Below are 21,382 nucleotides of genomic sequence, written 5' to 3'. Positions count from 1 at the left end.
GCGCGGGATGCAGATCGGGCTTTCATGGCGACAGATCGCGATACTCGCTGGCATCGGCGTCGCCCTCTGGTATGCCGCCGGCCTGCTGCTGCACTGGCTGGCCGCCGCCGGGCTGTTGCAGGGCAGCACGCGCGCGGCCGTCTATGCCCTCACCGTGCCGGGCACCCTGCCCTTCGTGCTGCTCGCCGCCGGGCTGGCGCGATTGGCGCCCGACCAGCGGCTGACGGGCATCGCGATCGTCACCACCACGGCGCTGCTCATCGATGGCGTGGTCGTGGCCTGGTTTCCCGGCGTTTATGGGGATACGGCCGAGAAGGTGCTGGCGGCCAGTGGTGCGGTGCTCTGGGGTGCCGGTGTCGGGCTGGCCCTGGCCGCGCTGCTCACAAGGTCTGCTTCACCTCGTCCGCCAGCCCGAGGCTCTTGAGCAGCACCGCCCCTTCCACCGCGATCAGCAGGCGTGTCGCATCGTTTCGGCGCGTCGGCCGCGGCGTGTCGAGCAGCGCCTCGCACAGCGCCAGAAAGCCGCGTGCAATGCCTTCGCCGGTGGTGCGCGCCATCGCATCGCCGCTGGCGGCACGGCTGGCAAGCTCGAGCCAGAGCCGCATGTAGGGCCAGAGCGCATCGTCGAGCATCATGCTGGTAAGGCGCGCGCGCATCACATCATAAGGCTGCGGCTGAAGCGCCTGCAACTGTGCCAGCAACGCCGTCATGCGCCCGGCTATCGTCTCGAGGACAGCACCGACAAGATCGGCCTTGTCCTTGAAATAATAGAGCAGCATGCGGTCCGACGTGCCCATGGCCTCCGCCAGCGGGCGCAGGCTGGCGCTGGCCAGCCCATGCGCAAGCACATGGTCGGCCAGCCCTTCGAGCAGGGCGGCGCGGCGATCGGAGGCAGGAACAGACACTTCGGACATGCGCGAAACTATGGCTGCGGCACGCCCGAGTCCATCGCCGCCGTGCAATTGCGCTTGCCGCTTCCAGCCGCTTTATTTACACTTTCATACATTCGTCAGTCGCAGGGGTGCGGGGGAGGGCGATGCATTTGCTGTCTGCCATCGGCCTTGCCTATCAGCTGCTCTGCTTCGCGATGCTCGCCGCCGGCTCGCGAGCGGCGTGGCAGTGCGGCGCGCACGAGGCGCGCTCCGCCGCGGTGATGCTGGTCGTTGCCACGGCTGCCACCTGGGCCAGCAACCGCCACCAATATGCAGCACCCGAGCTGGCGATGATGGTTGTCGACAGCCTGCTGTTCGCCGGGTTGGCCGTGTTGGCGCTGCGCAGCCACCACTTCTGGCCGCTCTGGGCAGCGGCCTTCCAGCTCGTCACCGTGCTGGTCCATGTCGCCATGCTCGGCCAGGACGATGCGGGCGGCCCGAGCAGCGCATGGGCCTATGCCATCGGCCTCAACTTCTGGTCGCTGCCGGTGCTCACCGCATTCCTGCTCGGCATGCGGCAGGCTGGCAGCTCAGTCGCGGCCGATCAGGCGGCGCGCCATGGAATCGGCTACAACATCGGTGGAGCGGCCTGACCGTGCGGCTTCGGCAAACACCGCCGCCAGCCGGCCTTCGATCGCGGCGATATCGGCATTGACTGTCGCCGGGTCCCCCCGGCCGAGATATTCCGCCACCACATTGATGATGCCGCCGGCATTGATCACATAATCGGGCGCATAAAGGATGCCGCGCGCCGCCAGCCGGGCGCCGTCCCCGGGCGTGGCGAGCTGGTTGTTCGCCGCCCCCGCCACGATCGCCACATCGAGCGCTGCAATGCTCGCATCATCGAGGATTGCGCCGGCCGCACATGGGCTGAACACATCCGCCGAGGTCGTCATGATCGCGTCCGCCGCCACCGCAGTGCCGCCGAGCCGCGCCGCCAGCGCGGCGGCGCGCAGCGGGTCGGCATCCGCCAGCGTCAGCCGCGCACCCGCTGCCGCCAGCCGTTCGGCGAGCGCGGTGCCTACGCTGCCGCAGCCCTGCAGCGCCACATGCACGCCGGTGAAGCTCACCCGCGCCAGGCGGTGCGCAAGTGCCGCGCGCATGCCCAGGAAAATGCCCATCGCCGTCATCGGCCCCGGATTGCCGCCGACTTCGCCCGCAGCCACCGGCAGCCCCGCCACATGCCTGGTGCGCCGGGCGAGCACCACCATGTCATGCTCGCTCATGCCCATGTCCTCGGCGGTCACGTAGCGGCCGCCGAGCGCGTCCACCGCATCGGCGAGGGCGAGGAGAAAGGCTTCCGATTTCACCGTGTCGGGCCGCTGCAGCACCACCGCCTTGCCGCCGCCCATCGGCAGCCCGGCCATGGCGTTCTTGTAGCTCATCCCTCGCGACAGCCGCAGCACATCGGTGAGCGCCGCATCGGCACTCGCATAGGGCTGGAAGCGCGTGCCACCCGCCGCCGGGCCGAGGTGCGTCGAGTGCAGCGCGATGATCGCCGCAAGGCCGGTGCCGGCATCATGGACGAAGGTGACAGCCTCATGGGCATCGAAATCGGGCATGTCGAACATTGTTGCGCGTGAACCTTGGTTAGTTGCGCCCGGAGGCAATTTTATGAGTCGCTAGCGCAAGCCAGGGCCTGAGAAAAGCCCCCCGGCACGCGCGCGCCTTGCGGCTTGCGCGCGGCGGCACTCTGGCTTATTGCCCCTGCTTCGCTGTGGCGGTCGTAGCTCAATTGGTTAGAGCGCCGGTTTGTGGTACCGGAGGTTGCGGGTTCAATCCCCGTCGATCGCCCCATCTTTCTGTTATCGCGCACGAAACGCCGCACAACCGATCGGTTGGCCCGCCACCCGCACGATCAGCGCCATCCCGTCAGCATCGAGCCTTGCATCCGCCGCGCCGCGCAGCCGGGGTGCAGGCAGATCGGCAAAAAGATCGGCACGCCCGTCCGACTCGGCCTCGATCGGCGGCAGCACGCCGGGCAATTCCGCTCCCGCATCGGCAAAACCATCGCCCGAGCAGCGCGCCACGGCATGGATCGTCACCGGGTGCCGCCCCGCCGGCAGACCCTTGGCGCGGATGAAGATCCGGTCCACCGAGGCCACTTCGGTCAGCACCGCTTCACCGATCGTGGCACCGTTGGTCGCCACCAGCGGCGTCGTCAGCACCAGCCGCGGGGCCTCGCCGCCCACCTTGCCGAGCGAGGTGGCGCGATCGGCGGCGCAGCCCGAAAGAACGAGCAGAAGGGGCAGCAAGGCACGCATCGGCAACTCCGCAGACTTCAGCCGCAAATGTCAGGCGATGCCGTAATGCGCCACCAGCCGGTCGAGCGCCAGTGCCAGCACCAGCTTGCCGGCACGGCTCGGCCAGCCCATCGCGCGCTCCGCCGTTTCCAGTCCCTCCCCCAGGCACACCACCCGCCACAGCACGTCGGAAAGCCCCGGCCCGGCGGCGGCCACCGCCGCATCGAAGCGCTGGCGAGCACTGATCTGCGCCATCGTCGGATCGGGTGCGGCGAAATTGCTGCTCCCCGGCGCCGCATCCCAGCGCATCGTCACCCGCGGCGCCTGGCCGGCGCGCATGAAGTCCGCCCGAAGCCGCTCCCCCGCCTCGAACTGTGCGGCAGACACATGCCCCCGCCGCACCAGCCAGGCGAGCGGGGACTCGGCGAGGTTGACCGTCACCCGCTGGCGGTCGACCGCATCCGCCGGGCTCAGCAACCGCGTGCCGAGCAGCCGGTTGGCGGCCTCGGGGGCGATGTCGCGTTGAACGGCAGCACGTTTCACCATGGCAATTCTCCTCTTGTGGCCGAATCACCATTGCCACGAAGGTTCATCTGTAGGACAGTTATAACCACAGAGGTTACAGGAGGCGAGAATGCTCACCCGGATCCGCGAAGTTCGCAAAGCACGCGGGCTCACCCTCGCCGATGTCGGCGCGCGCTGCGATCCGCCCACCACCGCCCAGACCATCGGCCGGCTGGAAACCGGCACCCGCACCGTCTCGGTCGGCTGGCTCAACCGCATCGCCGCGGCCCTGGGCGTGGAAGCCTCGGAACTCGTCACCCTGCCCGACCGGGTGGACCTCGACGTCGTCGCCATCATCGGCGCCGAAGGTGCGGCCGCCCCCACCCGCACCATGACCCTCACCCCGCCCGCCCCCGGCAGTGCCATGCTCGGCCTCATCGTCGAACTCGCACAGGGAGACTATCGCGCCGGGGACCAGCTCTGGGCCGAACGCCTCGCCAAACCCGCCTTCACCATGGCGCTCAACCGCGACGTCCTCGTCCCCCGGCCCGTCGGCCGCTTCGCCTTCGGTCGGCTGGTGGCCACCGAAGCCGGCCGCATCCAGCTCCTCCCCACCGCCCCGGGTGCCCGCCAGATGGTGCTCGACCCGCCGTGGATCGCCGTGGTGCGGCAGTTGCTGCGGAGCTTTTGAGCGCGATTATTTCGCGAACAGCTCCCCCTCGTTTCGCATTGCCTTGAACTCCAGCGCATTCCCGGCAGGGTCGAACAGGAAAAACGTCCCCTGCTCGCCGGGCTTGCCGGCCCAGCGGACATGCGGCTCCAGCTCGAACGCGATGCCGGCGGCGGTTATGCGGGCGCCCAGCGCTTCCCAATCGGCCCAGGGCAGCACCGCGCCGAAATGGGGAACCGGCACCTGGTCGCCATCGACCGGATTGCGGTGGATGGCGGAGGGCGGCGCCAGATGGACGACGAGCTGGTGGCCGAAGAAGTTGAAATCGATCCAGCGCTCCGAGCTGCGACCTTCGGCACAGCCGAACACCTCGCCGTAGAAGTGCCGCGCGGCGGCAAGATCGGTGACGGGAATGGCGAGGTGGAAAGCGGTCATGCGAGGTCCTTCAAGGCAATATCGAGGCGGCGCGAGGCCTGGGCGATCAGTTCCCCCGGCGTGCCGGCGAGCGGGTGATCGGGCGGGAATGGCGGTTCGGTGGTGTCGCGCAGCAATGGCGCGGTGTCACTGGCATGGCCGGGGTGGAGCGCCCAGGCGATGACCCTCATCAGCCGCGCAGTGATGGCGAGGCTTTCGGTGGCGATGCGCGCGCGCGCGGCGACCGGCTGGGCCGCAGCCCAGGGCTTGCCAGGCCCATCGAACCAACCGCGCGCGGAATCGGCGAGCATCACCGCCTCGCGGTAGAGCGCATCGAGCCGTGCGGGATCAGAAGTCATGGCCAACCTTTGCCCGCGCGCCGGCGCTTGCCAAGCCCCCTCTTGAAATGGCCCGCGAACTTCCCAATTCTGCCGTGTCGCCATCGCCAACCGGGATGGCGGCGCTCCCCGGCCCTCATGGGCGGGGCCAGCCAACTCGCTTAGTGAAAGGACTTGGAAACATGCGTACTTTCGACATTTCACCGCTGCTGCGCTCTTCGATCGGCTTCGAGAACCTCAACCGGCTGGTGGACTTTGCCAGCCGTGTCGATGGCGCCGACAGCGCCTACCCGCCCTACAACATCGAAAAGGTAGGCGACGGGGAATATCGCATCCAGATGGCAGTCGCCGGCTTCGGCCAGGACGAGCTGGAGCTGGTGGTGCAGGAAAACACGCTGGTCGTCACCGGCCGCGCCAATGCCGAGACCGAGACGGGCGAGCGGCTCTTCCTGCATCGCGGCATTGCCAAGCGCGCCTTCGAGCGCCGCTTCCAGCTCGCCGAGACCATCAAGGTGACCGGTGCGGACTATGAGCATGGCCTGCTCAACATCACGCTGGTGCGCGAAATTCCCGAGCACAAGAAGCCCCGCCGCGTCGAGATCGGCACGTCGCCGGTGGCCGATGGCCGCGCGACGCTGATGGCCGCGGAATAACCCGCACCTTTCGGCCGGCGTCTCAGACGCCGGCCGATTTCACGCGCACCGTCTTGAAACGCGAAAGCTGCTCGCCGGGAGACGCCCAATCCGGCGCCAACGCAGCAGCGCGGCCGAAATCCTCATAGGCATCGCGCACCCGGCCGATGCCTTCGAACGCGAAGGCGCGGCTGTAATAGGCCACCGCCGGGTTCGCCGGCCCGAGTTCGAGCCCCTTTGTGATCGCGTCTGCCGCCTCCCCATCGCGGCCGGCACGCAGGAAGGCGATGCCCTTGTTGACCCAGGCTTCCGCCGACGCCGGATCGAGCCCCAGCGCGGCGTCATAATCGGCAATGGCGGCCTCGGTGCGCCGCGCATGCATGTGCAGGATGCCGCGGTTGACGTAAGTGGCAACCCGGTCCCGCGTCGGCAGCGCCTCTTCCTGCAGCGCGAGATCGCACAGCCGCAGGCCATCCCGGCCGGTGTTGCGCGCCGCAGCAGCATCGAAGCAGCCGCGTGCACGGCTGGTGCCGATGAGCGTTGACGCCGCAGCCGGCGCCGCGATGAGGATAAGGGCAAGCCCGAACAACACTGTCTTCATGGCGCCGACTTTATCATGCCGGCGAGGGGGCGCAAAGCGTGGCGGGAGACTCAGGCGATGATGTCGGGAATCAGCATGTCCTCGAGCATGGTGATCTCGTCGCGCAGCCGCAGCTTGCGCTTCTTGAAGCGCTGCAGCTGGATCATGTCCACCGTCGGCAGGGTACGCAGCGCCTCGATGGCAGTGTCGAGATCGCGATGATCGCGCTTCAGGAGCTCGATCCTTGCCCTGATTTCGGCTTCGTCCAAGATCAGCCTCCCGCTGTGCAGAATGAGACTTAACCGTCCGTTGCGGTGCTGGCAACGCAGCCGGAACAGGGTTGGCATGGCTGGCAATTCATGTTCCACTCCAAAATCCGCGCTGCAATTGAGTCGGCGCACATTGCCTGGCCGCCCGGCGCCGCATGCGTCGGGCCGCCCCGCAACAGGAGACCGCGGATGCCCAACAGCCATGTCGAAAGCCTGAACGCCCGCCACGCCCGGCTGGAAGCGAAACTGGCGGTGGAAAGCCGCCGCCCGCTTCCCGACGCCGTTGCCTTGACGAAGCTCAAGCGCGAAAAACTGCGGCTGAAGGAGGAACTCGTCCGCAGCGCCTAGCGTGTGCCTCGGAGTTTTGGTCGCCGATTCTGGTTGAAAACACGCGCGAACCAAGAGCTGTACCCGCATCCTGATGTCATCAGGATGCAGGTTCAGCACCTCACTATTCGTCGCGGGTAATCTTCTCGTCGCGCTCGTGTCGCTCCTGCGCTTCGAGTGTCATCGTGGCGATCGGCCGCGCTTCGAGGCGCTGCAGCGAGATCGGCTCGCCGCTCACTTCGCAATAGCCATAATCCCCGGTCTCGATGCGGCGAAGCGCTGCGTCGATCTTCGAGATCACCTTGCGCTGCCGGTCGCGCGTGCGCAGTTCGATGCCCCAGTCGGTCTCGGAGCTGGCGCGATCGTTGATGTCCGGCTCGCGCAGCGGCTCGGCCTTGAGCGTTTCCAGCGTGGTTGAGGCCTCGCGAAGGATCGCTTCCTTCCACTCGATCAGCTTGCGGCGAAAATACGCCAGCTGGCGCGGATTCATGAACTCCTCGTCGGACGAGGGGCGGTAATCATGCGGCAGATGCGATGCAGCAACCGCCGGGTTTCCGGTGTTCTCCATGTCGATTGTAGCGGACGATTCCATAACGCTCCTCCCGATCGAGCGCGTGCAGGCTAGACCGCAGAGCGCTCCGCCGATCCATCCTGATCATGAACCGGCCCCCGCCGCGGCTCATAGCGGCGCGCGGGGTCATGGGCAAGCCGCGCGTATCGGGCAATGCGGCGGAGCGATCAGTCCCGCGTCAATCCGTCCAGCCGCGCTTGCAGTGCCGCGAGCTCGGCCTTCACCCGCACGATCTCGGTTTCCGATGCGCCACCCGGCTGTGTCTCGGGATGGGGCTCGGGGTGCGGCTCGGGTTCGGGTGTTGCAGCGCGCTGCTTGGCGCCGGTCAACATCGCGGTAGCGGCTTCGAAGAGCGCCATATTCTGCCGCGCCAGATGCTCGAAGGGCTTGAGGGCGGCATCGCGAAACTTGTTCTGGTTTTCCGCAAAGGCCTCCATCGAGGCTTCGAGATAATGCGGCACCATCGATTGCATCGAATCGCCGTACATCGAGATGAGCTGGCGCAGGAAGTTGACCGGCAGCATCGTCTGCCCGCCAGATTCCTCTTCCATCACGATCTGGGTGAGCACCGAGCGGGTGATATCCTCGCCGCTGCGGGCATCGAAAACCTGGAAGTGCCGGCCCTCGCGCGTCATCTGCGCGATATGCTCCAGCGTGATGTAGCTCGAAGTTTCGGTATTGTAGAGCCGCCGATTGGCGTACTTCTTGATGATGACAGGATCATTCTCGGCACCTTGCGGTCCGGAATCCTTGGGTGGAGGGGCTTTGGCCATTGATAATCCTGACAGCAGCGACCCCGCCACGCTAGCACAGCCGCATATTGCGCCGCAACGCATGCAGCATGGGGCGCAGCATGGGGAGACGCGAGCGCGCGGGCCGCACCCGCTACCGCATTTCCTGAAACTGCTCACCCAACATTGCGCTGGAGACCGGGCGCTGCTCAGCCGCGCGCTCGCCGGGCTGGCACGCTATCAAGCGCTTCCGCCCGCCGTGGCACGCGAAGCACGGCCGGTCGTGGCGCAGGTCGGCAATGTCATGCTGCGGGATTTCGGCGGCCCCGCCGGCGGGCGACCGGTGCTGGTGGTGCCCTCGCTCATCAACCCGCCCACGGTGCTCGATCTGGCGCCGGGCAATTCGTTGCTGGCTTCGCTGGCGGCCTCCGGGTTGCGGCCGCTGCTGGTCGATTGGGGCAATGCGCCCGAGCCGCTGGGGCTTGCGGCGCTGGTCGAGGCGCGGCTGGCGCCGCTGCTGGCGGAGATCGGCGCGCCGGTGCCCGTCATCGGCTATTGCCTCGGCGGCACGCTGGCAATCGGCCTTGCCGCCATGGGCGGAGTCAGCCGGCTGGCGCTGCTCGCCACGCCCTGGCACTTCACCGGCTATGGGGATGCCGCGCGCGCCGGGCTGCACGACTGGTGGACGGCCACCGAGCCGCTCGCCAGCCGCCTCGGCGGCGTGCCGATGGACCTGCTGCAACCCGCCTTCTGGACGCTCGACGAGCCCGGGCTGGTCGCCAAATATGCAGGCCTTGCCGAAGCGGACGACGCTGCACTCAGCGCCTTCGCGGTTCTGGAAGACTGGTCGAACACCGGCCCGCCGCTGGCGCTCGAAGCGGCGCGCGAGATGGCGGGCTTCTATGCCGATGATGCGCCGGGCCAGGGCCGCTGGCTGGTCGGCGGCCAGGCGGTGGCGCCCGGGCAGCTCGGCATGCCGATCCTCGATGTGCTCGCCATCCGCGATCGTATCGTGCCCCCCGCGGCTGCCCTGTCGCAAGCCGGCATCGGCGAGCGGCTGGAGATTTCCGCCGGCCATGTCGGCATGATCGTCGGCCGCAATGCCAGGGCCCAGCTCTGGCGGCCACTGGCGCGCTGGCTGGCGGAGGGTTAGGGTCCGGCCGACCGACTCAACCGGAGCACATGATGACTGGAACCGTGATCACCGCCGCCCGCCGCACCCCGGTGGGCAGCTTCCTGGGCAGCCTTGCCAGCGTGCCGGCGCACCAGCTCGGCCGGGTCGCCATCCTCGCCGCCCTCGCCGATGCCGGCGTCAGCGCCGATGAGGTGGACGAAGTGATTCTCGGCCAGGTGCTCACCGCCGGCCAGGGCCAGAACCCGGCGCGGCAAGCCGCCATGGCTGCCGGCATTGCCAAGGAAACCCCGGCATGGGGGGTCAACCAGGTCTGCGGCTCGGGGCTGCGCGCTGTTGGGCTGGCTTCGCAGGCCATCCAGGCCGGCGATGCCAGGATCATCGTGGCGGGCGGGCAGGAGAGCATGAGCCTTTCGCAGCACGCGCAAGCCTTGCGCGGCGGCACCAAGATGGGCGCGCTCGAGCTCGTCGATACCATGATCAAGGACGGGCTGTGGGATGCCTTCAACGGCTATCACATGGGAATCACCGCCGAAAATCTCGCCAGCCAGTATCAGATCAGCCGCGAGGCGCAGGATGCCTTTGCCGTCTCCAGCCAGAACAAGGCGAGTGCGGCGCGCGCCGAGGGCCGCTTCGACGGCCAGATCGCCAGCGTGACGATCAGCGGCCGCAAGGGCGACACGATCGTCGATCGCGACGAGTTCATCCGCGACGGCGTGACGACCGATGCGATCTCCGGGCTCAAGCCGGCCTTCAAGAAGGATGGCACCGTCACCGCCGCCAACGCCTCGGGGCTCAACGATGGCGCTGCAGCGCTCGTGATCATGAGCGAGGCCGAAGCCAACCGCCGCGGGGCCACCGTGCTGGCGCGCATCGCCAGCTTCGCCAGCGCCGGCGTGGACCCTTCGATCATGGGCATCGGCCCGGTGCCCGCCAGCCGCAAGGCGCTCGAGCGCGCCGGCTGGAGCATCGCCGATCTCGATCTGATCGAGGCCAATGAGGCCTTTGCCGCCCAGGCGCTCGCCGTGGGCCAGGAGCTGGGCTTCGATCCGGACAAGCTCAACGTCAACGGCGGTGCCATCTCGATCGGCCACCCCATCGGCGCCTCGGGGGCTCGCATCCTCACCACGCTGCTCCACGAGATGGTGCGGCGCGACGTGAAGAAGGGCCTCGCCACGCTGTGCATCGGCGGCGGCATGGGGATTGCGCTCACCGTCGAGCGTTGAGCCATGGCGCCGGGCGTGAGTGTTGCAGCCGCGGCGGCTGCGGGCCCGCTCGACCGGCTGTTCGCCGGCGGGTTGCACGGCAGGCTGCTGGTGCTCGGCCGCCCGCCCGAACGGGTGTTGCTGCAACTCGAAGGCTGGGAGCGGGTGGCGTGCGTCGCCACCCTCGATGCCGATATCCGCCCCGGCACCGTGCGCGCCGATCCCCATCATCTGCCCTTCACCGAGGCGATGTTCGACAAGGCGCTGCTCTCCGCCCCGCTGGTGCAGCCGCGGCTGATGCTGCGTGAGCTGTGGCGCGTGCTGGCGCCTGCCGGGCTGGCGGTGGTCGTCGTCAAGGCGCGCCGGCTCTGGGAAGGCAAGGAGGCCGGCTGGCGCCGCGAGCCACTGGCGCTGCGGCTCGACGAGGCGATGTTCGAAGTGCTCGATTGGCAGGTCGAGCAGCTCCCCGAACGCCACCATGTCGTGCTGCTGGCAAAGCTGGATGGCGTGCGGCCGGTGCTGGTGGGCGAGGCCGAACCTGCATTCGTCGCCGCCCCCGCCACCTGATGCTTTCGCCGGCTGACAGCCCTGCTCGCGCCCGCCTAAGCTCCCCGCTTCACCGGAGACCTCACGCATGACAACGCCTTTCGTCCGCCCCGATGTGCAGATGCTGCTCGGAATGCTCGCCAGCCAGCCCGGCCCGCCGATGCACGAGCTCGATGCCGCGACCGCGCGCGACATGTACAACGCTATGGCGCAGATGGCCGATTCACCGCGCGGCGAGCTGGCCGAGGTGAAGGAGCTGACCATCGCAGGGGACGCCGGCGCCATTCCCGCCCGCCTCTACCGCCCCACCGACGCCACCCACCCCGCCCCCGTCCTCCTGTTCTTCCACGGCGGCGGCTGGGTGATCGGCAACCTCGACACCCATGACAGCGCCTGCGCCGCCATCGCCCGCGGTCTCGGCCTCAGCGTGGTCTCGGTCGATTATCGGCTGGCGCCCGAGCATCGCTTCCCCGCCGCGGTCGATGATTGCCTCGCTGCCGCGCGCTGGCTCGCCACGTCGCCGGCCGAGATCGGCCATCCCGTGTCAGGTCTGATCCCCGCCGGAGACAGTGCCGGCGGCAACCTCGCCGCCATCACCAGCCAGCAGCTCGCAGGCCAGCTGCCGGTCTCGATTGTGGCGCAATGGCTCATCTATCCCGGCACCGACATGCAGGCGAGCAGCGGCTCGATGGAGGATTTCGCCGATGGCTATCTTCTCACCCGCGAGACGATGGACTGGTTCATGAACCATTATTTCGAGGGCGGCGACGACCGCACCGATCCCCGCGCCTCGCCGCTGGCGGCGGAATCGCTCAAGGGCCAGCCCCCCACCCTCGTCTTCACCTGCAGCCTCGATCCGCTGCGCGACCAGGGCCGCGCCTATGCCGCCCGCCTCATCGAAGCCGGCGTCCCCACCATTTTCCGCGAAGCCGAAGGCCAGATCCACGGCTCGCTCACGCTGCGCGCGGGCATCCCCAGCGCCCAGGCCGATCTCGATGGCAACCTTGCGGCACTCAGGCTACTTCTGACGGCATGATCACCACCCTCCCCCGCACCCACCCCTCCGGCCTGCCCTATCGCCCCGGCGTCGGCGCGCTGCTGCTCAACAGCGCCGGCCGCGTCTTCGTCGGCCAGCGCCTCGATGCCAAGCTCGAAGCCTGGCAGATGCCCCAGGGCGGCATCGACGACGGCGAAGACCCCGCAACCGCGATGATCCGCGAACTCGAAGAGGAAACCGGCGTCATCCCCGCCCTCGCCCGCATCACCCGCGAAACGCCCGACTGGCACCATTACGACCTCCCCGACGAGATGGTCGGCACCATCTGGCGCGGCCGCTACTGCGGCCAACGCCAGAAATGGTTCACCATGGAGTTCTTGGGGCAAGACGCCGACGTCAACATCGCCACCCCCCACCCAGAATTCAAAGCCTGGCGCTGGGCCGAGCCGGGCGAGCTCGTGGACCTCGCCGTGCCGTTCAAGCGCGAGCTTTACACCGATGTGCTGGCGGCGCTGGGGGTGAAGTAAGGGGCCTCCGGCGGCTGGGGCCTTGGCCCCAGACCCCATTTTGAAGATTCTGCAGATTTCGGCTGATATGTTCAGGCCTTGAGGGCGCCGCGCCCCATCATGTATTGAGACATTTGCAGTGGTAGACTATCTTCGGTGGAGGAGAGCGCCATGCCAAAGCTGCCCGTCACACTCGCTGAACCCGCGCGCGCCTGGATCGATTCCCAGGTCGCTGCCGGCGCAGCGCCCGATGCCGACAGCTATCTCGCCGCCCTGATCGAGCGAGATCGGCAGCAGGCATCAAAGCGCCAAGCGTTTGACACCGCCATCGACGAAGGCCTCGCCAGCGGCTTTGTTGAAATCAGCATCGACGACGTCTTCATTGATATCCGGAGACGCCATGCTGCGGCTTGAGTTCAGTCGCAAAGCCATGGCCGATCTCGATAACATCTACAGACAAAGCATTCTCGACTTCGATCATGTCCAAGCGGATCTCTATGCCGGCGTTCTCGATGCAGCCCTTCGTTTGATCCTGGATCACCCCATGGCGGGCGCGGTGGTGACAGGTCGCTTCGATGGCCTCCGTCGGCGGAATGCCGGCGTCCATGCCATTTTCTACGCCGCCGACGCCGAGTGCCTTCGTGTCATTCGCATTCTCCACCAACGCATGCTGCCAGACCTGCATCTGTAATGCCCGAGCCAGCATACGTCGGGTCTCGCCAATCGGCGACGCCCCTCGCAGGTAACGCAAGAAAGCGCGGCCGCGGAATAGTCGAACCCCACTACTCCGCAGCAACCCCCAGCAAACCACCCTGCCGGTCGTCCACCTCGTTCGCCGCACCGCCTTCGCTCACGCCCTTGGCGTCCTTGCGCGCGTCGAAGGCGTTCCACACTTCGCCCCAATTGCCGCGCGTCGCGGCCTTGGAATATTCGGTGGCGCGCGCTTCGAAGAAGTTGGCATGCTCCACGCCGTTGAGCAGCGGGGTCAGCCAGGGCAGCGGGTGCTCGTCGACCATGTAGATCGGCTTCATGCCGAGCTGCTTCAGCCGCCAGTCGGCGATGTAGCGCACATACTTCTTGATGTCCTTCGGCGTCATCCCCGGCACCGGGCCCATCTCGAAGGCGAGATCGACAAAGGCATCTTCCAGCCGCACCGTCTTCTGGCACACATCGGCAATGTCATCGCGCAAGTTCGCTGTCAGCACGCCGGTTTCGGCGCAGAAGGCGTGGAACAGCTTGATGATGCCTTCGCAATGCAGGCTCTCGTCGCGCACCGACCAGCTGACGATCTGCCCCATGCCCTTCATCTTGTTGAAGCGCGGGAAGTTCATCAGCATCGCGAAGCTGGCGAACAGCTGCAGCCCCTCGGTGAAGCCGCCGAACATCGCCAGCGTGCGCGCGATATCGGCATCGCTGTCGACGCCGAAGGTGCTCATGAAATCATGCTTGTCGCGCATTTCCTTGTAGTTGAGGAAGGCGCTGTATTCGCTCTCGGGCATGCCGATCGTGTCGAGCAGATGGCTGTAGGCGGCGATATGGATCGTCTCCATGTTGGAGAAGCTCGTCAGCATCATCTTCACTTCGGTCGGCTTGAACACCCGGCCGTATTTGTCGTGGTAGCAATCCTGCACCTCGACATCGGCCTGGGTGAAGAAGCGGAAGATCTGCGTCAGCAGCCCGCGCTCATGATCGGTCAGCTTCTGCGCCCAGTCGCGGCAATCCTCGCCCAGCGGCACTTCCTCGGGCATCCAGTGGATCTGCTGCTGGCGCTTCCAGAAATCATACGCCCAGGGGTATTCGAACGGCTTGTAGCTCTTGGAGGCTTTGAGGAGAGACATGGTCTGTGTTCCTTTGAAATCTGTGGCGTGTCAGCAGTTGGGGGCCAGATGGGAGGGGGCCAGTTGGGAGGGGGTCGGGGCGCTAAGTCGTGGAAGTCAGCGCCCCGGCCCCCTCACCGGCCCGGACCACCTGAAAACACTGGTTCTCATCGGCCCGAGTGCCGGAGGGTCACCCCTCCGGTGATGCCCTACTGACAGGCAAGGCATTCGTCATAATCCCGGCGCTCGACCGACATGATCGGCCGCTCGCTCGTGTTGTCGGCTTCCACGCCACCGGCAAAACCGGCGCGCTGGATGCTCATCGAGCGCAGATAATAGAGCGATTTGATGCCCAGCTCCCATGCGCGATAATGCAGCATCAGCAGATCCCACTTCTCGGCATCGGCCGGGATGAACAGGTTCAACGACTGCGCCTGGTCGATGAACGGCGTGCGGTCCCCGGCCAGCTCGAGCAGCCAGCGCTGGTCGATCTCGAACGCCGTGCGAAACACCGCCTTCTCCTCGGTGTCGAGGAAATCCAGATGCTGCACCGATCCGCCATTTTCGAGGATCGAGTTCCACACCGCATCCGAGTTCTTGGATTTGGCGATGAGAAGCTTCTCCAGATACGGATTGCGGATCGAGAAGCTGCCCGACAGCGTCTTGTGGGTGTAGATGTTCGCCGGGATCGGCTCGACACACGCCGAGGTGCCGCCGGCGATGATCGAGATGCTCGCGGTGGGTGCGATCGCCATCTTGCAGCTGAAGCGCTCCATCACCCCCATGTCGGCGGCATCGGGGCACGGCCCGCGCTCGGCCGCAAGCGCCATCGACGCCTGATCGACCTGCGACCGGATGTGCTTGAAGATCTTCATGTTCCAGCTCTTCGCCATCGCCCCCTCGAAGGCGATGCCGCGCGCCTGGTAGAAGCTGTGCAGCCCCATCACCCCCAGCCCCACCGAACGCTCGCGCGACGCGGCATAGCGGGCGCGCGCCATCTCGGGCTCGGCGCGGTCGATGTAATCCTGCAGCACATTGTCGAGGAAGCGCATGCAATCCTCGATGAACAGCGGCTCGCCGTGCCACTGGTCCCAGGTCTCGATGTTGAGCGAGGAGAGGCAGCACACCGCAGTGCGATCATTGCCGAGATGGTCCGGCCCCGTCGGCAGCGTGATCTCCGAACACAGGTTGGACGTCGAAACCTTCAGTCCCAGGTCGCGCTGGTGCTTGGGCATGGTGCGGTTCACTTCATCGACGAAGATGATGTACGGCTCGCCCGTCGCCAGCCGCGTCTCGACGAGCTTGGTGAACAGGCTGCGCGCATCGACTTCGGCGCGCTTCTCGCCGGTCTTGGGGCTGACGAGATCGAAGCTGGTGCCATCGCGCACCGCTTCCATGAAGGCATCGGTCACCAGCACGCCATGGTGCAGGTTCAAGGCCTTGCGGTTGAAATCGCCCGATGGCTTGCGGATTTCGAGAAACTCCTCGATCTCGGGGTGCGATACATCGAGATACACCGCCGCCGAGCCGCGCCGCAGCGAGCCCTGGCTGATCGCCAGCGTCAGGCTGTCCATCACCCGCACGAAGGGAATGATCCCGCTGGTCTTGCCGTTGAGGCCGACCGGCTCGCCGATGCCGCGCACCCGGCCCCAGTAAGTGCCGATGCCGCCGCCACGCGAGGCGAGCCACACATTCTCGTTCCAGGTGTTGACGATGCCCTCAAGACTGTCGCTCACCGAATTGAGATAGCAGGAGATCGGCAACCCGCGCCCGGTGCCGCCATTGGAGAGCACCGGCGTGGCGGGCATGAACCACAGCTTCGAGATATAGTCATACAGCCGCTGGGCGTGCGGCGCGTCATCGGCATAGGCCGACGCCACCCGGGCGAACAGGTCCTGATAGCCCTCGCCCGGCAGCAGGTAGCGATCGTCGAGCGTGTCCTTGCCGAACGCCGTCAGCAGCGCATCGCGTGACGCGTCCACCGTCACCGGGAACTTCCACGGCATCACTTCATTGCTGGCGCGCACCACCGCCGGCGCCAGATTGGGAGTGGACGATGCAGCGATCGGCGGCTCCATCACGAGCGTATCATCTTCATGTGTCATGGTGCGGTCCTGAAATTCGTTCACTTGGCTTCTGTCCCCATATGATAGGCGGAGAACAAAACAGGGTCACGTGACAAATCGCCCGGAGCTGCCTTATCCCCGCTATCCACATGCAACCGCTGCCTGTGGATGCTTTTTCGCCCCGAGGGCCCACCACATGTCGTGGGCTGGCCCTCTTCAACAACTAGGGATTGTGCCTCAACCACCCCAGAACGCAAGCCTCATCAGCGCCACATCGGAGGAATCATTCGAACGCATGTGTATGCAACCGCTTGGATTCAGGACTTCACATGCCCGTTCAAAAAAACGTCATGCGGGATCGGCACCGGCGGAAAATGCAAGCTGGCAAGTGACCGCTCGCTCCGGTGCCGCACCCCCGCTATTGTGCCGCCAAAGCTGCGAAGAGGGGCCCCATGACCGCCGACACCATCATCACCCAGGAAGACGTCATCGAGTCGGTGGCCGATGCGCTCCAGTTTATCAGCTACTTCCACCCGATGGATTACATCCATGCGCTCGGGCGCGCCTATGAGGCCGAGCAGGGTGGGGCCGCCAAGGATGCCATCGCGCAGATCCTCACCAACAGCCGCATGTGCGCCGAAGGCCATCGGCCGATCTGCCAGGACACCGGAATCGTCGTCGCCTTCGTGAAGATCGGGATGAACGTCCGCTTCCAAGCCACTCTCACTGTTGAACAAATGATCAACGAGGGCGTGCGTCGCGCCTGGCTCCACCCTGAAAACAAGCTGCGCCCCTCGATCCTCGCCGATCCCGCCTTCACCCGCGTCAACACGCGCGACAACACCCCCGCCGTCACCCATATCAGCCTGGTGCCGGGCAACACTGTCGAGATCACCGTGGCGGCCAAGGGCGGCGGCTCGGAAAACAAGTCCAAGTTCGCCATGCTCAACCCCAGCGATTCGATCCGCGACTGGGTGGTGAACACCGTGCCGCTGATGGGGGCTGGCTGGTGCCCGCCGGGCATGCTGGGCATCGGCATCGGTGGCACGGCCGAAAAGGCGATGCTCATGGCCAAGGAAGCGCTGATGGAGCCGATCGACATGGCCGAACTGAAGGCGCGCGGTCCCCGTGATGCCGTCGAGGAACTCCGCATCGAGCTTCACGATGCCGTCAACGATCTCGGCATCGGCGCCCAGGGCCTGGGGGGGCTGTCGACGATCCTCGATGTGAAGATCTTCACCGCCCCCACCCATGCCGCCTCCAAGCCGATCGCGATGATCCCCAATTGCGCCGCCACCCGCCATGCGCATTTCGTGCTCGATGGTTCTGGTCCTGCCTATCTCGATCCGCCGTCGCTCGCCGAATGGCCCAAGGTCGACTGGAAACCGAGCCCGCAGGCAATCCCGGTCGATCTGGACAGCCTCACCCCCGAAATCGTGCGCGCCTGGAAGCCCGGCGACAGGCTGCTGTTGAATGGCAAGATGCTCACCGGCCGCGACGCCGCGCACAAGCGCCTGACCGACATGATCGCACGCGGCGAGCCGCTGCCGGTCGATTTCACCAACCGAGTCATCTATTATGTCGGCCCCGTCGATCCGGTGGCAGGGGAAGTCGTCGGTCCCGCCGGCCCCACCACCGCCACCCGCATGGACAAGTTCACCGAGACGATGCTCGCCCAAACCGGCCTCATCGCCATGATCGGCAAGGCCGAGCGTGGCCCCGCCGGCATCGAGGCGATCGCCCGTCACAAGGCTGCCTACCTCATGGCGGTCGGCGGTGCCGCCTATCTCGTGGCCAAGGCGATCAAGGCGTCGAAGGTGCTGGCCTTCGAGGATCTCGGCATGGAGGCGATCTACGAGTTCACGGTCAAGGACATGCCCGTCACCGTCGCAGTCGATTCTGCCGGCACCAGCGTCCACAAGACCGGACCGGCCGAATGGCGCGAGAAGATCGCCGCCACGCGTGCCCTGGAAGCCACAGTCTAAGACAAACCTGCCATCGAGCATTGCCAGCCTGTCCCGGCCAAGCCTATGATTCAATGAGGGATCAAAGGGGTAGAGTGTTCATGGCAAGTCAGCATCCGACCATCGGCGCAGCGCTGGCTGCCGCATCGCTGCTGGCGCTTGCCGGCTGCTCGTCCAGCCCCAAGCAGGTGGCAAGCGTTGCCGCTCCCACTTTCCCGACGGTCCAGCAGCAGGAGGAGGTGAAGGCCGAGCCGCCGCCCCCTGCCCTCGCCGAAGCCGGCAGCGCGCGCGATGTCTGGATGCTCCGCTCGGCGCTCAACGTCGCGGCGCTGGGCTGCCAGCGCAGCGGCGATCGCAACATCGGCCCGCGTTACAACGCCATGCTCAAGCAGCACGACACGCTCTTCACCCAGGCCTATGTCGCCGAAACCGCGCGCTACCGCACCGCGCATGGCGCCCGCTGGCAGACGGTGCAGGACCGGGAGGCGACCCAGCTCTACAACCGCTACGCCAGCCACCCCGATCTCGCCCGCTATTGTGCCGAGGCCGATACCATCAGCGCCGATGCGCTGCGCGTGACGACTGAAGACTTTGCCCGCTTCGCCGCCGCCGCCCTGCCCCGCCTCGAAGCCCCGGCCTTTGTTCCCAAGCCGGCGCCGGTCGTCGCCGCAGCCGCCGCGGCGAAACAGCCCGTGGCACGGAAGAAGGCCTGAGCCGCCTTGCCCGCGCCATCGCGGCGCGGCACTAGAGGCGCATGGACGAACAGCAGACCGAAATCCTGGCCCAGCTCTGGCAATTGCTGGTGCGCGGCGGTGCCGATCGCCGCAGCCCGATGCACACCCCGGTGGTCGCCAGTGTCGATGCCGATGGCCTGCCGCAGGCGCGGGTGATGGTGCTGCGCAAGGCCGATCCCGCCACCGCGAGCCTGCGCTTCCACACCGATGCCCGCAGCCCCAAGGTCACCGAGCTCGATGGCCGGCCGGTCGCCGTGCTCGCCTATCACCCGGGCGAAAACATCCAGCTCCGCCTCGGCGGCACCGCCCGCATCGAAACCGATACCGAAGATGCCGATGCCGTCTGGCACCAGTCCACCCTGTTCGCGCGGCGCTGCTATCTGGCGCTGCAGCCGCCCGGCACACGGCTCCTCGCCCCGGCCTCGGGCCTGCCCGCCGAGATCGAGGGCCAGCAGCCGACCGCCGACCAGATCGCCCCGGCCCGTCCCAGTTTCGCCCTGCTCAAGGTTGCGGTCACCAGCATCGACTGGCTGCACCTTGCCAACAGCGGCCACCGCCGCGCGCGCTTCGCGCAGAGCCCGCAAGGCTGGGCCGCCGAATGGCTGGCGCCCTGATTCTGCATCTTTACGACGCCCCCGACCCATGCAAAAGGGGGGCGCGCGGGGCCCTGTAGCGCGGCCAGAAAGCACCAGACACATGGAAGATGCAAAGGACGATCCCCTGTCCACCCTCGGCATGATCGCCGGCCGGCACGCCCTCACGGACAGCGACGCTCATTTCAAGACCCTCGCCAATGCCCTGCCGCACATGGTCTGGTCGACGTTGCCCGATGGCTTCCACGATTATTACAACGCCAGGTGGTATGAGTTTACCGGCGTGCCATCCGGCTCGACCGATGGCGACTCCTGGGCCGGCATGTTCCACCCGGACGATCAGCCGCGCGCCTGGGAACGCTGGCAGGAGTGCCTCGCGACCGGCGAGCCCTATGAGATCGAGTATCGGCTGCGCCACCACAGCGGCGAGTATCGCTGGGCGCTCGGCCGCGCGCTGCCGGTGCGCAACTACGAGGGCGAGATCGTCCGCTGGATCGGGACCTGCACCGATATCCATGATGCCAAGGAGCAAGCCGAGCGCAACGAGATCCTCAGCCGCGAGCTGAGCCACCGCATCAAGAACATCTTCGCCGTCATCGGTGGCCTCATCGGCCTGTCGGCCCGCGCCGACCCGGGACAGGAGGCCTTCGGCAGCACACTGCAGCAGCGGATCGCGGCGCTGGGCCGCGCGCATGAATTCGTCCGCCCCCACAGCGACGAATCCGCCCCGCAGGTTCCGACCGGCACGCTGCGCGGCATCCTGCACGAAATCCTGTCACCCTATCCCGCCGTGGAACAGGGCCGTCTCACCATCAACGGCCATGACGCCGAGGTCGATGATCGCGGTGCCACGCCGCTGGCACTGCTCGTCCATGAGCTGGCGACCAACGCCATGAAGTACGGCGCCCTGTCACATCCCGAGGGCCGTGTGGACATTTCCATCCATGTCGAACAAGGCATGCTCGTGCTCGGCTGGACCGAGCGCAATGGCCCGCCGATCGCTGGTCCGCCGGAACGACTCGGCTTCGGCACCCGCCTCAGCGAACTCAGCATTGTCCGTCAGTTGGGCGGGACGCTCGATCGCAGCTGGCATCCCGATGGCCTGCAGGTCGTCGTTACGGTGAATCTCCAGCGCCTCGTGCGCTAAGGCATCATCCGACAAGTCATCCTGCGCCGCTCAGTTGAACACGCGCATCAGCGCCGGCGGCGTCACGCGGCGACCACTGCGCGCGCCCAGCGCATATTCGACCGCAGCCTCGACAAGCTTCTCGTCAGCGGGCTTGGTGATCACGCCTATGGCACCGGCCACCCGCCCTTCCAGCAGCGCCGGGTTGGCAGTGACGAACAGCACGGCAACACCCTGCGCACTCAGCTGCGCGCCGATTTCCGGCCCGGTGAAGCCATCGCGCAGATTGAGGTCGACAAGCGCCAGATCGATCGGCGCGCCAAGATAGCCCCGTGCCGTCTCCAGATCAGGCACGATGCCGACGCACTCATAGCCGAGATCGGTCAGCGTCCATTCGAGGTCGACGGCAACGAGCATCTCGTCTTCGACTATGAGGATCTTGGCAGTCATGGGTCCAACCAGAAATTGCAGTTCACGTTCCAATG

General features: G+C 66.7%; 29 protein-coding genes and 1 tRNA gene. 17 read left to right on the top strand and 13 right to left on the bottom strand.

Translation table 11 applies throughout. The features are described from left to right. Positions 1 to 7: 7 nt before the first annotated feature. Positions 8 to 424: a hypothetical protein gene (locus FHS79_RS10915; RefSeq protein ID WP_184199596.1), complete on the top strand. Its 417-nt coding sequence runs from the start codon at positions 8 to 10 to the stop codon at positions 422 to 424. Here FHS79_RS10915 and FHS79_RS10910 read toward each other — a convergent pair. Next, positions 381 to 914 (bottom strand): TetR family transcriptional regulator, encoded by a 534-nt coding sequence (locus FHS79_RS10910; protein ID WP_184199593.1) that lies wholly within the window; start codon positions 912 to 914, stop codon positions 381 to 383. The two genes, FHS79_RS10915 and FHS79_RS10910, sit on opposite strands and share 44 nt — an antisense overlap. Before the next feature lie 122 nt (positions 915 to 1,036). Here FHS79_RS10910 and FHS79_RS10905 point away from each other — a divergent pair, with 122 nt between their 5' ends. After that, positions 1,037 to 1,525: a hypothetical protein gene (locus tag FHS79_RS10905; RefSeq protein ID WP_184199590.1), complete on the top strand. Its 489-nt coding sequence runs from the start codon at positions 1,037 to 1,039 to the stop codon at positions 1,523 to 1,525. Here the strand turns inward: FHS79_RS10905 and FHS79_RS10900 are convergent. Continuing rightward, positions 1,463 to 2,503 (bottom strand): Leu/Phe/Val dehydrogenase, encoded by a 1,041-nt coding sequence (locus FHS79_RS10900; protein ID WP_184199587.1) that lies wholly within the window; start codon positions 2,501 to 2,503, stop codon positions 1,463 to 1,465. The genes FHS79_RS10905 and FHS79_RS10900 overlap by 63 nt on opposite strands. Positions 2,504 to 2,652: 149 nt before the next feature. Here FHS79_RS10900 and FHS79_RS10895 point away from each other — a divergent pair. Beyond that, a tRNA-His gene (locus FHS79_RS10895) sits at positions 2,653 to 2,729 on the top strand. An 8-nt stretch (positions 2,730 to 2,737) separates the two neighbouring features. Here the strand turns inward: FHS79_RS10895 and FHS79_RS10890 are convergent. Then, on the bottom strand, positions 2,738 to 3,196 hold the full coding sequence (locus tag FHS79_RS10890; protein ID WP_184199584.1) for a superoxide dismutase family protein: 459 nt from the start codon (positions 3,194 to 3,196) through the stop codon (positions 2,738 to 2,740). Between the two features lie 30 nt (positions 3,197 to 3,226). Then, complete coding sequence (locus FHS79_RS10885; RefSeq protein ID WP_243452821.1) at positions 3,227 to 3,721, bottom strand: DUF6456 domain-containing protein; 495 nt, start codon at positions 3,719 to 3,721, stop codon at positions 3,227 to 3,229. 88 nt (positions 3,722 to 3,809) lie between these two features. On the opposite strand from FHS79_RS10885, the gene FHS79_RS10880 reads away from it, so the two are divergent. Then, positions 3,810 to 4,370 carry a helix-turn-helix domain-containing protein gene (locus FHS79_RS10880; protein WP_184199581.1) on the top strand — a complete coding sequence of 187 codons (561 nt, stop codon included), beginning with the start codon at positions 3,810 to 3,812 and terminating at the stop codon, positions 4,368 to 4,370. 6 nt (positions 4,371 to 4,376) lie between these two features. Here FHS79_RS10880 and FHS79_RS10875 read toward each other — a convergent pair whose 3' ends face one another. Together FHS79_RS10875 and FHS79_RS10870 are read right to left on the bottom strand one after the other, a co-directional pair. Continuing rightward, positions 4,377 to 4,784, bottom strand: coding sequence for a VOC family protein (locus FHS79_RS10875; RefSeq protein ID WP_184199579.1), 408 nt, complete (start codon positions 4,782 to 4,784; stop codon positions 4,377 to 4,379). Beyond that, positions 4,781 to 5,122 carry a DUF1465 family protein gene (locus tag FHS79_RS10870; RefSeq protein ID WP_184199577.1) on the bottom strand — a complete coding sequence of 114 codons (342 nt, stop codon included), beginning with the start codon at positions 5,120 to 5,122 and terminating at the stop codon, positions 4,781 to 4,783. The genes FHS79_RS10875 and FHS79_RS10870 overlap by 4 nt, the downstream gene beginning before the upstream one ends. 161 nt (positions 5,123 to 5,283) lie before the next feature. On the opposite strand from FHS79_RS10870, the gene FHS79_RS10865 reads away from it, so the two are divergent. After that, on the top strand, positions 5,284 to 5,754 hold the full coding sequence (locus FHS79_RS10865; protein WP_184199575.1) for an Hsp20 family protein: 471 nt from the start codon (positions 5,284 to 5,286) through the stop codon (positions 5,752 to 5,754). Positions 5,755 to 5,776: 22 nt separating this feature from the next. Here FHS79_RS10865 and FHS79_RS10860 read toward each other — a convergent pair whose 3' ends face one another. Continuing rightward, the gene (locus tag FHS79_RS10860; protein WP_184199573.1) at positions 5,777 to 6,334 is read right to left on the bottom strand and encodes a tetratricopeptide repeat protein; all 558 of its coding nucleotides are present in this window, start codon (positions 6,332 to 6,334) and stop codon (positions 5,777 to 5,779) included. Between the two features lie 50 nt (positions 6,335 to 6,384). Then, positions 6,385 to 6,582 (bottom strand): YdcH family protein, encoded by a 198-nt coding sequence (locus FHS79_RS10855; RefSeq protein WP_184199571.1) that lies wholly within the window; start codon positions 6,580 to 6,582, stop codon positions 6,385 to 6,387. Positions 6,583 to 6,771: 189 nt separating this feature from the next. Between FHS79_RS10855 and FHS79_RS10850 the strand changes: the two genes are divergently transcribed. Continuing rightward, positions 6,772 to 6,930 (top strand): YdcH family protein, encoded by a 159-nt coding sequence (locus FHS79_RS10850; RefSeq protein WP_184199569.1) that lies wholly within the window; start codon positions 6,772 to 6,774, stop codon positions 6,928 to 6,930. Positions 6,931 to 7,033: 103 nt separating this feature from the next. Here FHS79_RS10850 and dksA read toward each other — a convergent pair whose 3' ends face one another. Next, positions 7,034 to 7,477, bottom strand: a complete 444-nt coding sequence (dksA, locus tag FHS79_RS10845; RefSeq protein ID WP_184199675.1) for an RNA polymerase-binding protein DksA — start codon at positions 7,475 to 7,477, stop codon at positions 7,034 to 7,036. Between the two features lie 170 nt (positions 7,478 to 7,647). Next, entirely contained in the window at positions 7,648 to 8,253 is a 606-nt protein-coding gene (gene phaR / locus FHS79_RS10840; protein WP_184199567.1) for a polyhydroxyalkanoate synthesis repressor PhaR, read from the bottom strand. A 61-nt stretch (positions 8,254 to 8,314) separates the two neighbouring features. Between phaR and FHS79_RS10835 the strand changes: the two genes are divergently transcribed. From FHS79_RS10835 to FHS79_RS19450, 7 genes are all read left to right on the top strand, one after another. Beyond that, positions 8,315 to 9,364: an alpha/beta hydrolase gene (locus FHS79_RS10835; RefSeq protein ID WP_243452820.1), complete on the top strand. Its 1,050-nt coding sequence runs from the start codon at positions 8,315 to 8,317 to the stop codon at positions 9,362 to 9,364. 32 nt (positions 9,365 to 9,396) lie between these two features. Beyond that, positions 9,397 to 10,569 carry an acetyl-CoA C-acetyltransferase gene (locus tag FHS79_RS10830; RefSeq protein WP_184199565.1) on the top strand — a complete coding sequence of 391 codons (1,173 nt, stop codon included), beginning with the start codon at positions 9,397 to 9,399 and terminating at the stop codon, positions 10,567 to 10,569. 15 nt (positions 10,570 to 10,584) lie between these two features. Continuing rightward, complete coding sequence (locus FHS79_RS10825) at positions 10,585 to 11,115, top strand: class I SAM-dependent methyltransferase (protein ID WP_184199564.1); 531 nt, start codon at positions 10,585 to 10,587, stop codon at positions 11,113 to 11,115. 67 nt (positions 11,116 to 11,182) lie between these two features. After that, positions 11,183 to 12,130 (top strand): alpha/beta hydrolase, encoded by a 948-nt coding sequence (locus FHS79_RS10820; RefSeq protein WP_184199562.1) that lies wholly within the window; start codon positions 11,183 to 11,185, stop codon positions 12,128 to 12,130. Further along, positions 12,127 to 12,618 (top strand): RNA pyrophosphohydrolase, encoded by a 492-nt coding sequence (locus FHS79_RS10815; RefSeq protein ID WP_184199560.1) that lies wholly within the window; start codon positions 12,127 to 12,129, stop codon positions 12,616 to 12,618. Before FHS79_RS10820 ends, FHS79_RS10815 begins: the two co-directional genes overlap by 4 nt. Positions 12,619 to 12,753: 135 nt before the next feature. Further along, positions 12,754 to 13,011, top strand: coding sequence for a ribbon-helix-helix domain-containing protein (locus tag FHS79_RS10810; protein WP_184199558.1), 258 nt, complete (start codon positions 12,754 to 12,756; stop codon positions 13,009 to 13,011). Next, positions 12,998 to 13,288, top strand: coding sequence for a type II toxin-antitoxin system RelE/ParE family toxin (locus FHS79_RS19450; protein WP_184199557.1), 291 nt, complete (start codon positions 12,998 to 13,000; stop codon positions 13,286 to 13,288). Before FHS79_RS10810 ends, FHS79_RS19450 begins: the two co-directional genes overlap by 14 nt. 91 nt (positions 13,289 to 13,379) lie before the next feature. On the opposite strand, the gene FHS79_RS10800 is transcribed toward FHS79_RS19450, so the two are convergent. Both FHS79_RS10800 and FHS79_RS10795 read right to left on the bottom strand, forming a co-directional pair. Continuing rightward, positions 13,380 to 14,435, bottom strand: coding sequence for a ribonucleotide-diphosphate reductase subunit beta (locus FHS79_RS10800; protein WP_184199555.1), 1,056 nt, complete (start codon positions 14,433 to 14,435; stop codon positions 13,380 to 13,382). Between the two features lie 188 nt (positions 14,436 to 14,623). Further along, the gene (locus FHS79_RS10795) at positions 14,624 to 16,492 is read right to left on the bottom strand and encodes a ribonucleoside-diphosphate reductase subunit alpha (RefSeq protein WP_243452823.1); all 1,869 of its coding nucleotides are present in this window, start codon (positions 16,490 to 16,492) and stop codon (positions 14,624 to 14,626) included. Between the two features lie 440 nt (positions 16,493 to 16,932). Between FHS79_RS10795 and FHS79_RS10790 the strand changes: the two genes are divergently transcribed. From FHS79_RS10790 to FHS79_RS10775, 4 genes are all read left to right on the top strand, one after another. Beyond that, the gene (locus FHS79_RS10790) at positions 16,933 to 18,465 is read left to right on the top strand and encodes a fumarate hydratase (protein WP_184199550.1); all 1,533 of its coding nucleotides are present in this window, start codon (positions 16,933 to 16,935) and stop codon (positions 18,463 to 18,465) included. Between the two features lie 80 nt (positions 18,466 to 18,545). Beyond that, complete coding sequence (locus FHS79_RS10785) at positions 18,546 to 19,157, top strand: hypothetical protein (RefSeq protein WP_184199547.1); 612 nt, start codon at positions 18,546 to 18,548, stop codon at positions 19,155 to 19,157. 41 nt (positions 19,158 to 19,198) lie between these two features. Next, positions 19,199 to 19,792, top strand: a complete 594-nt coding sequence (locus FHS79_RS10780) for a pyridoxamine 5'-phosphate oxidase family protein (protein WP_243452818.1) — start codon at positions 19,199 to 19,201, stop codon at positions 19,790 to 19,792. 82 nt (positions 19,793 to 19,874) lie between these two features. Beyond that, positions 19,875 to 20,918: a sensor histidine kinase gene (locus FHS79_RS10775; RefSeq protein WP_341534441.1), complete on the top strand. Its 1,044-nt coding sequence runs from the start codon at positions 19,875 to 19,877 to the stop codon at positions 20,916 to 20,918. Positions 20,919 to 20,948: 30 nt separating this feature from the next. Here the strand turns inward: FHS79_RS10775 and FHS79_RS10770 are convergent, their stop codons facing one another. Beyond that, positions 20,949 to 21,347 (bottom strand): response regulator, encoded by a 399-nt coding sequence (locus tag FHS79_RS10770; RefSeq protein WP_184199541.1) that lies wholly within the window; start codon positions 21,345 to 21,347, stop codon positions 20,949 to 20,951. Positions 21,348 to 21,382 lie beyond the last annotated feature (35 nt).

The sequence above is a fragment of the Polymorphobacter multimanifer genome, from assembly GCF_014205635.1.
GTDB lineage: Bacteria > Pseudomonadota > Alphaproteobacteria > Sphingomonadales > Sphingomonadaceae > Sandarakinorhabdus > Sandarakinorhabdus multimanifer.
Note: the sequence above shows the minus strand (reverse complement) of the source record. Positions and strands in the feature narration are given on the sequence as shown.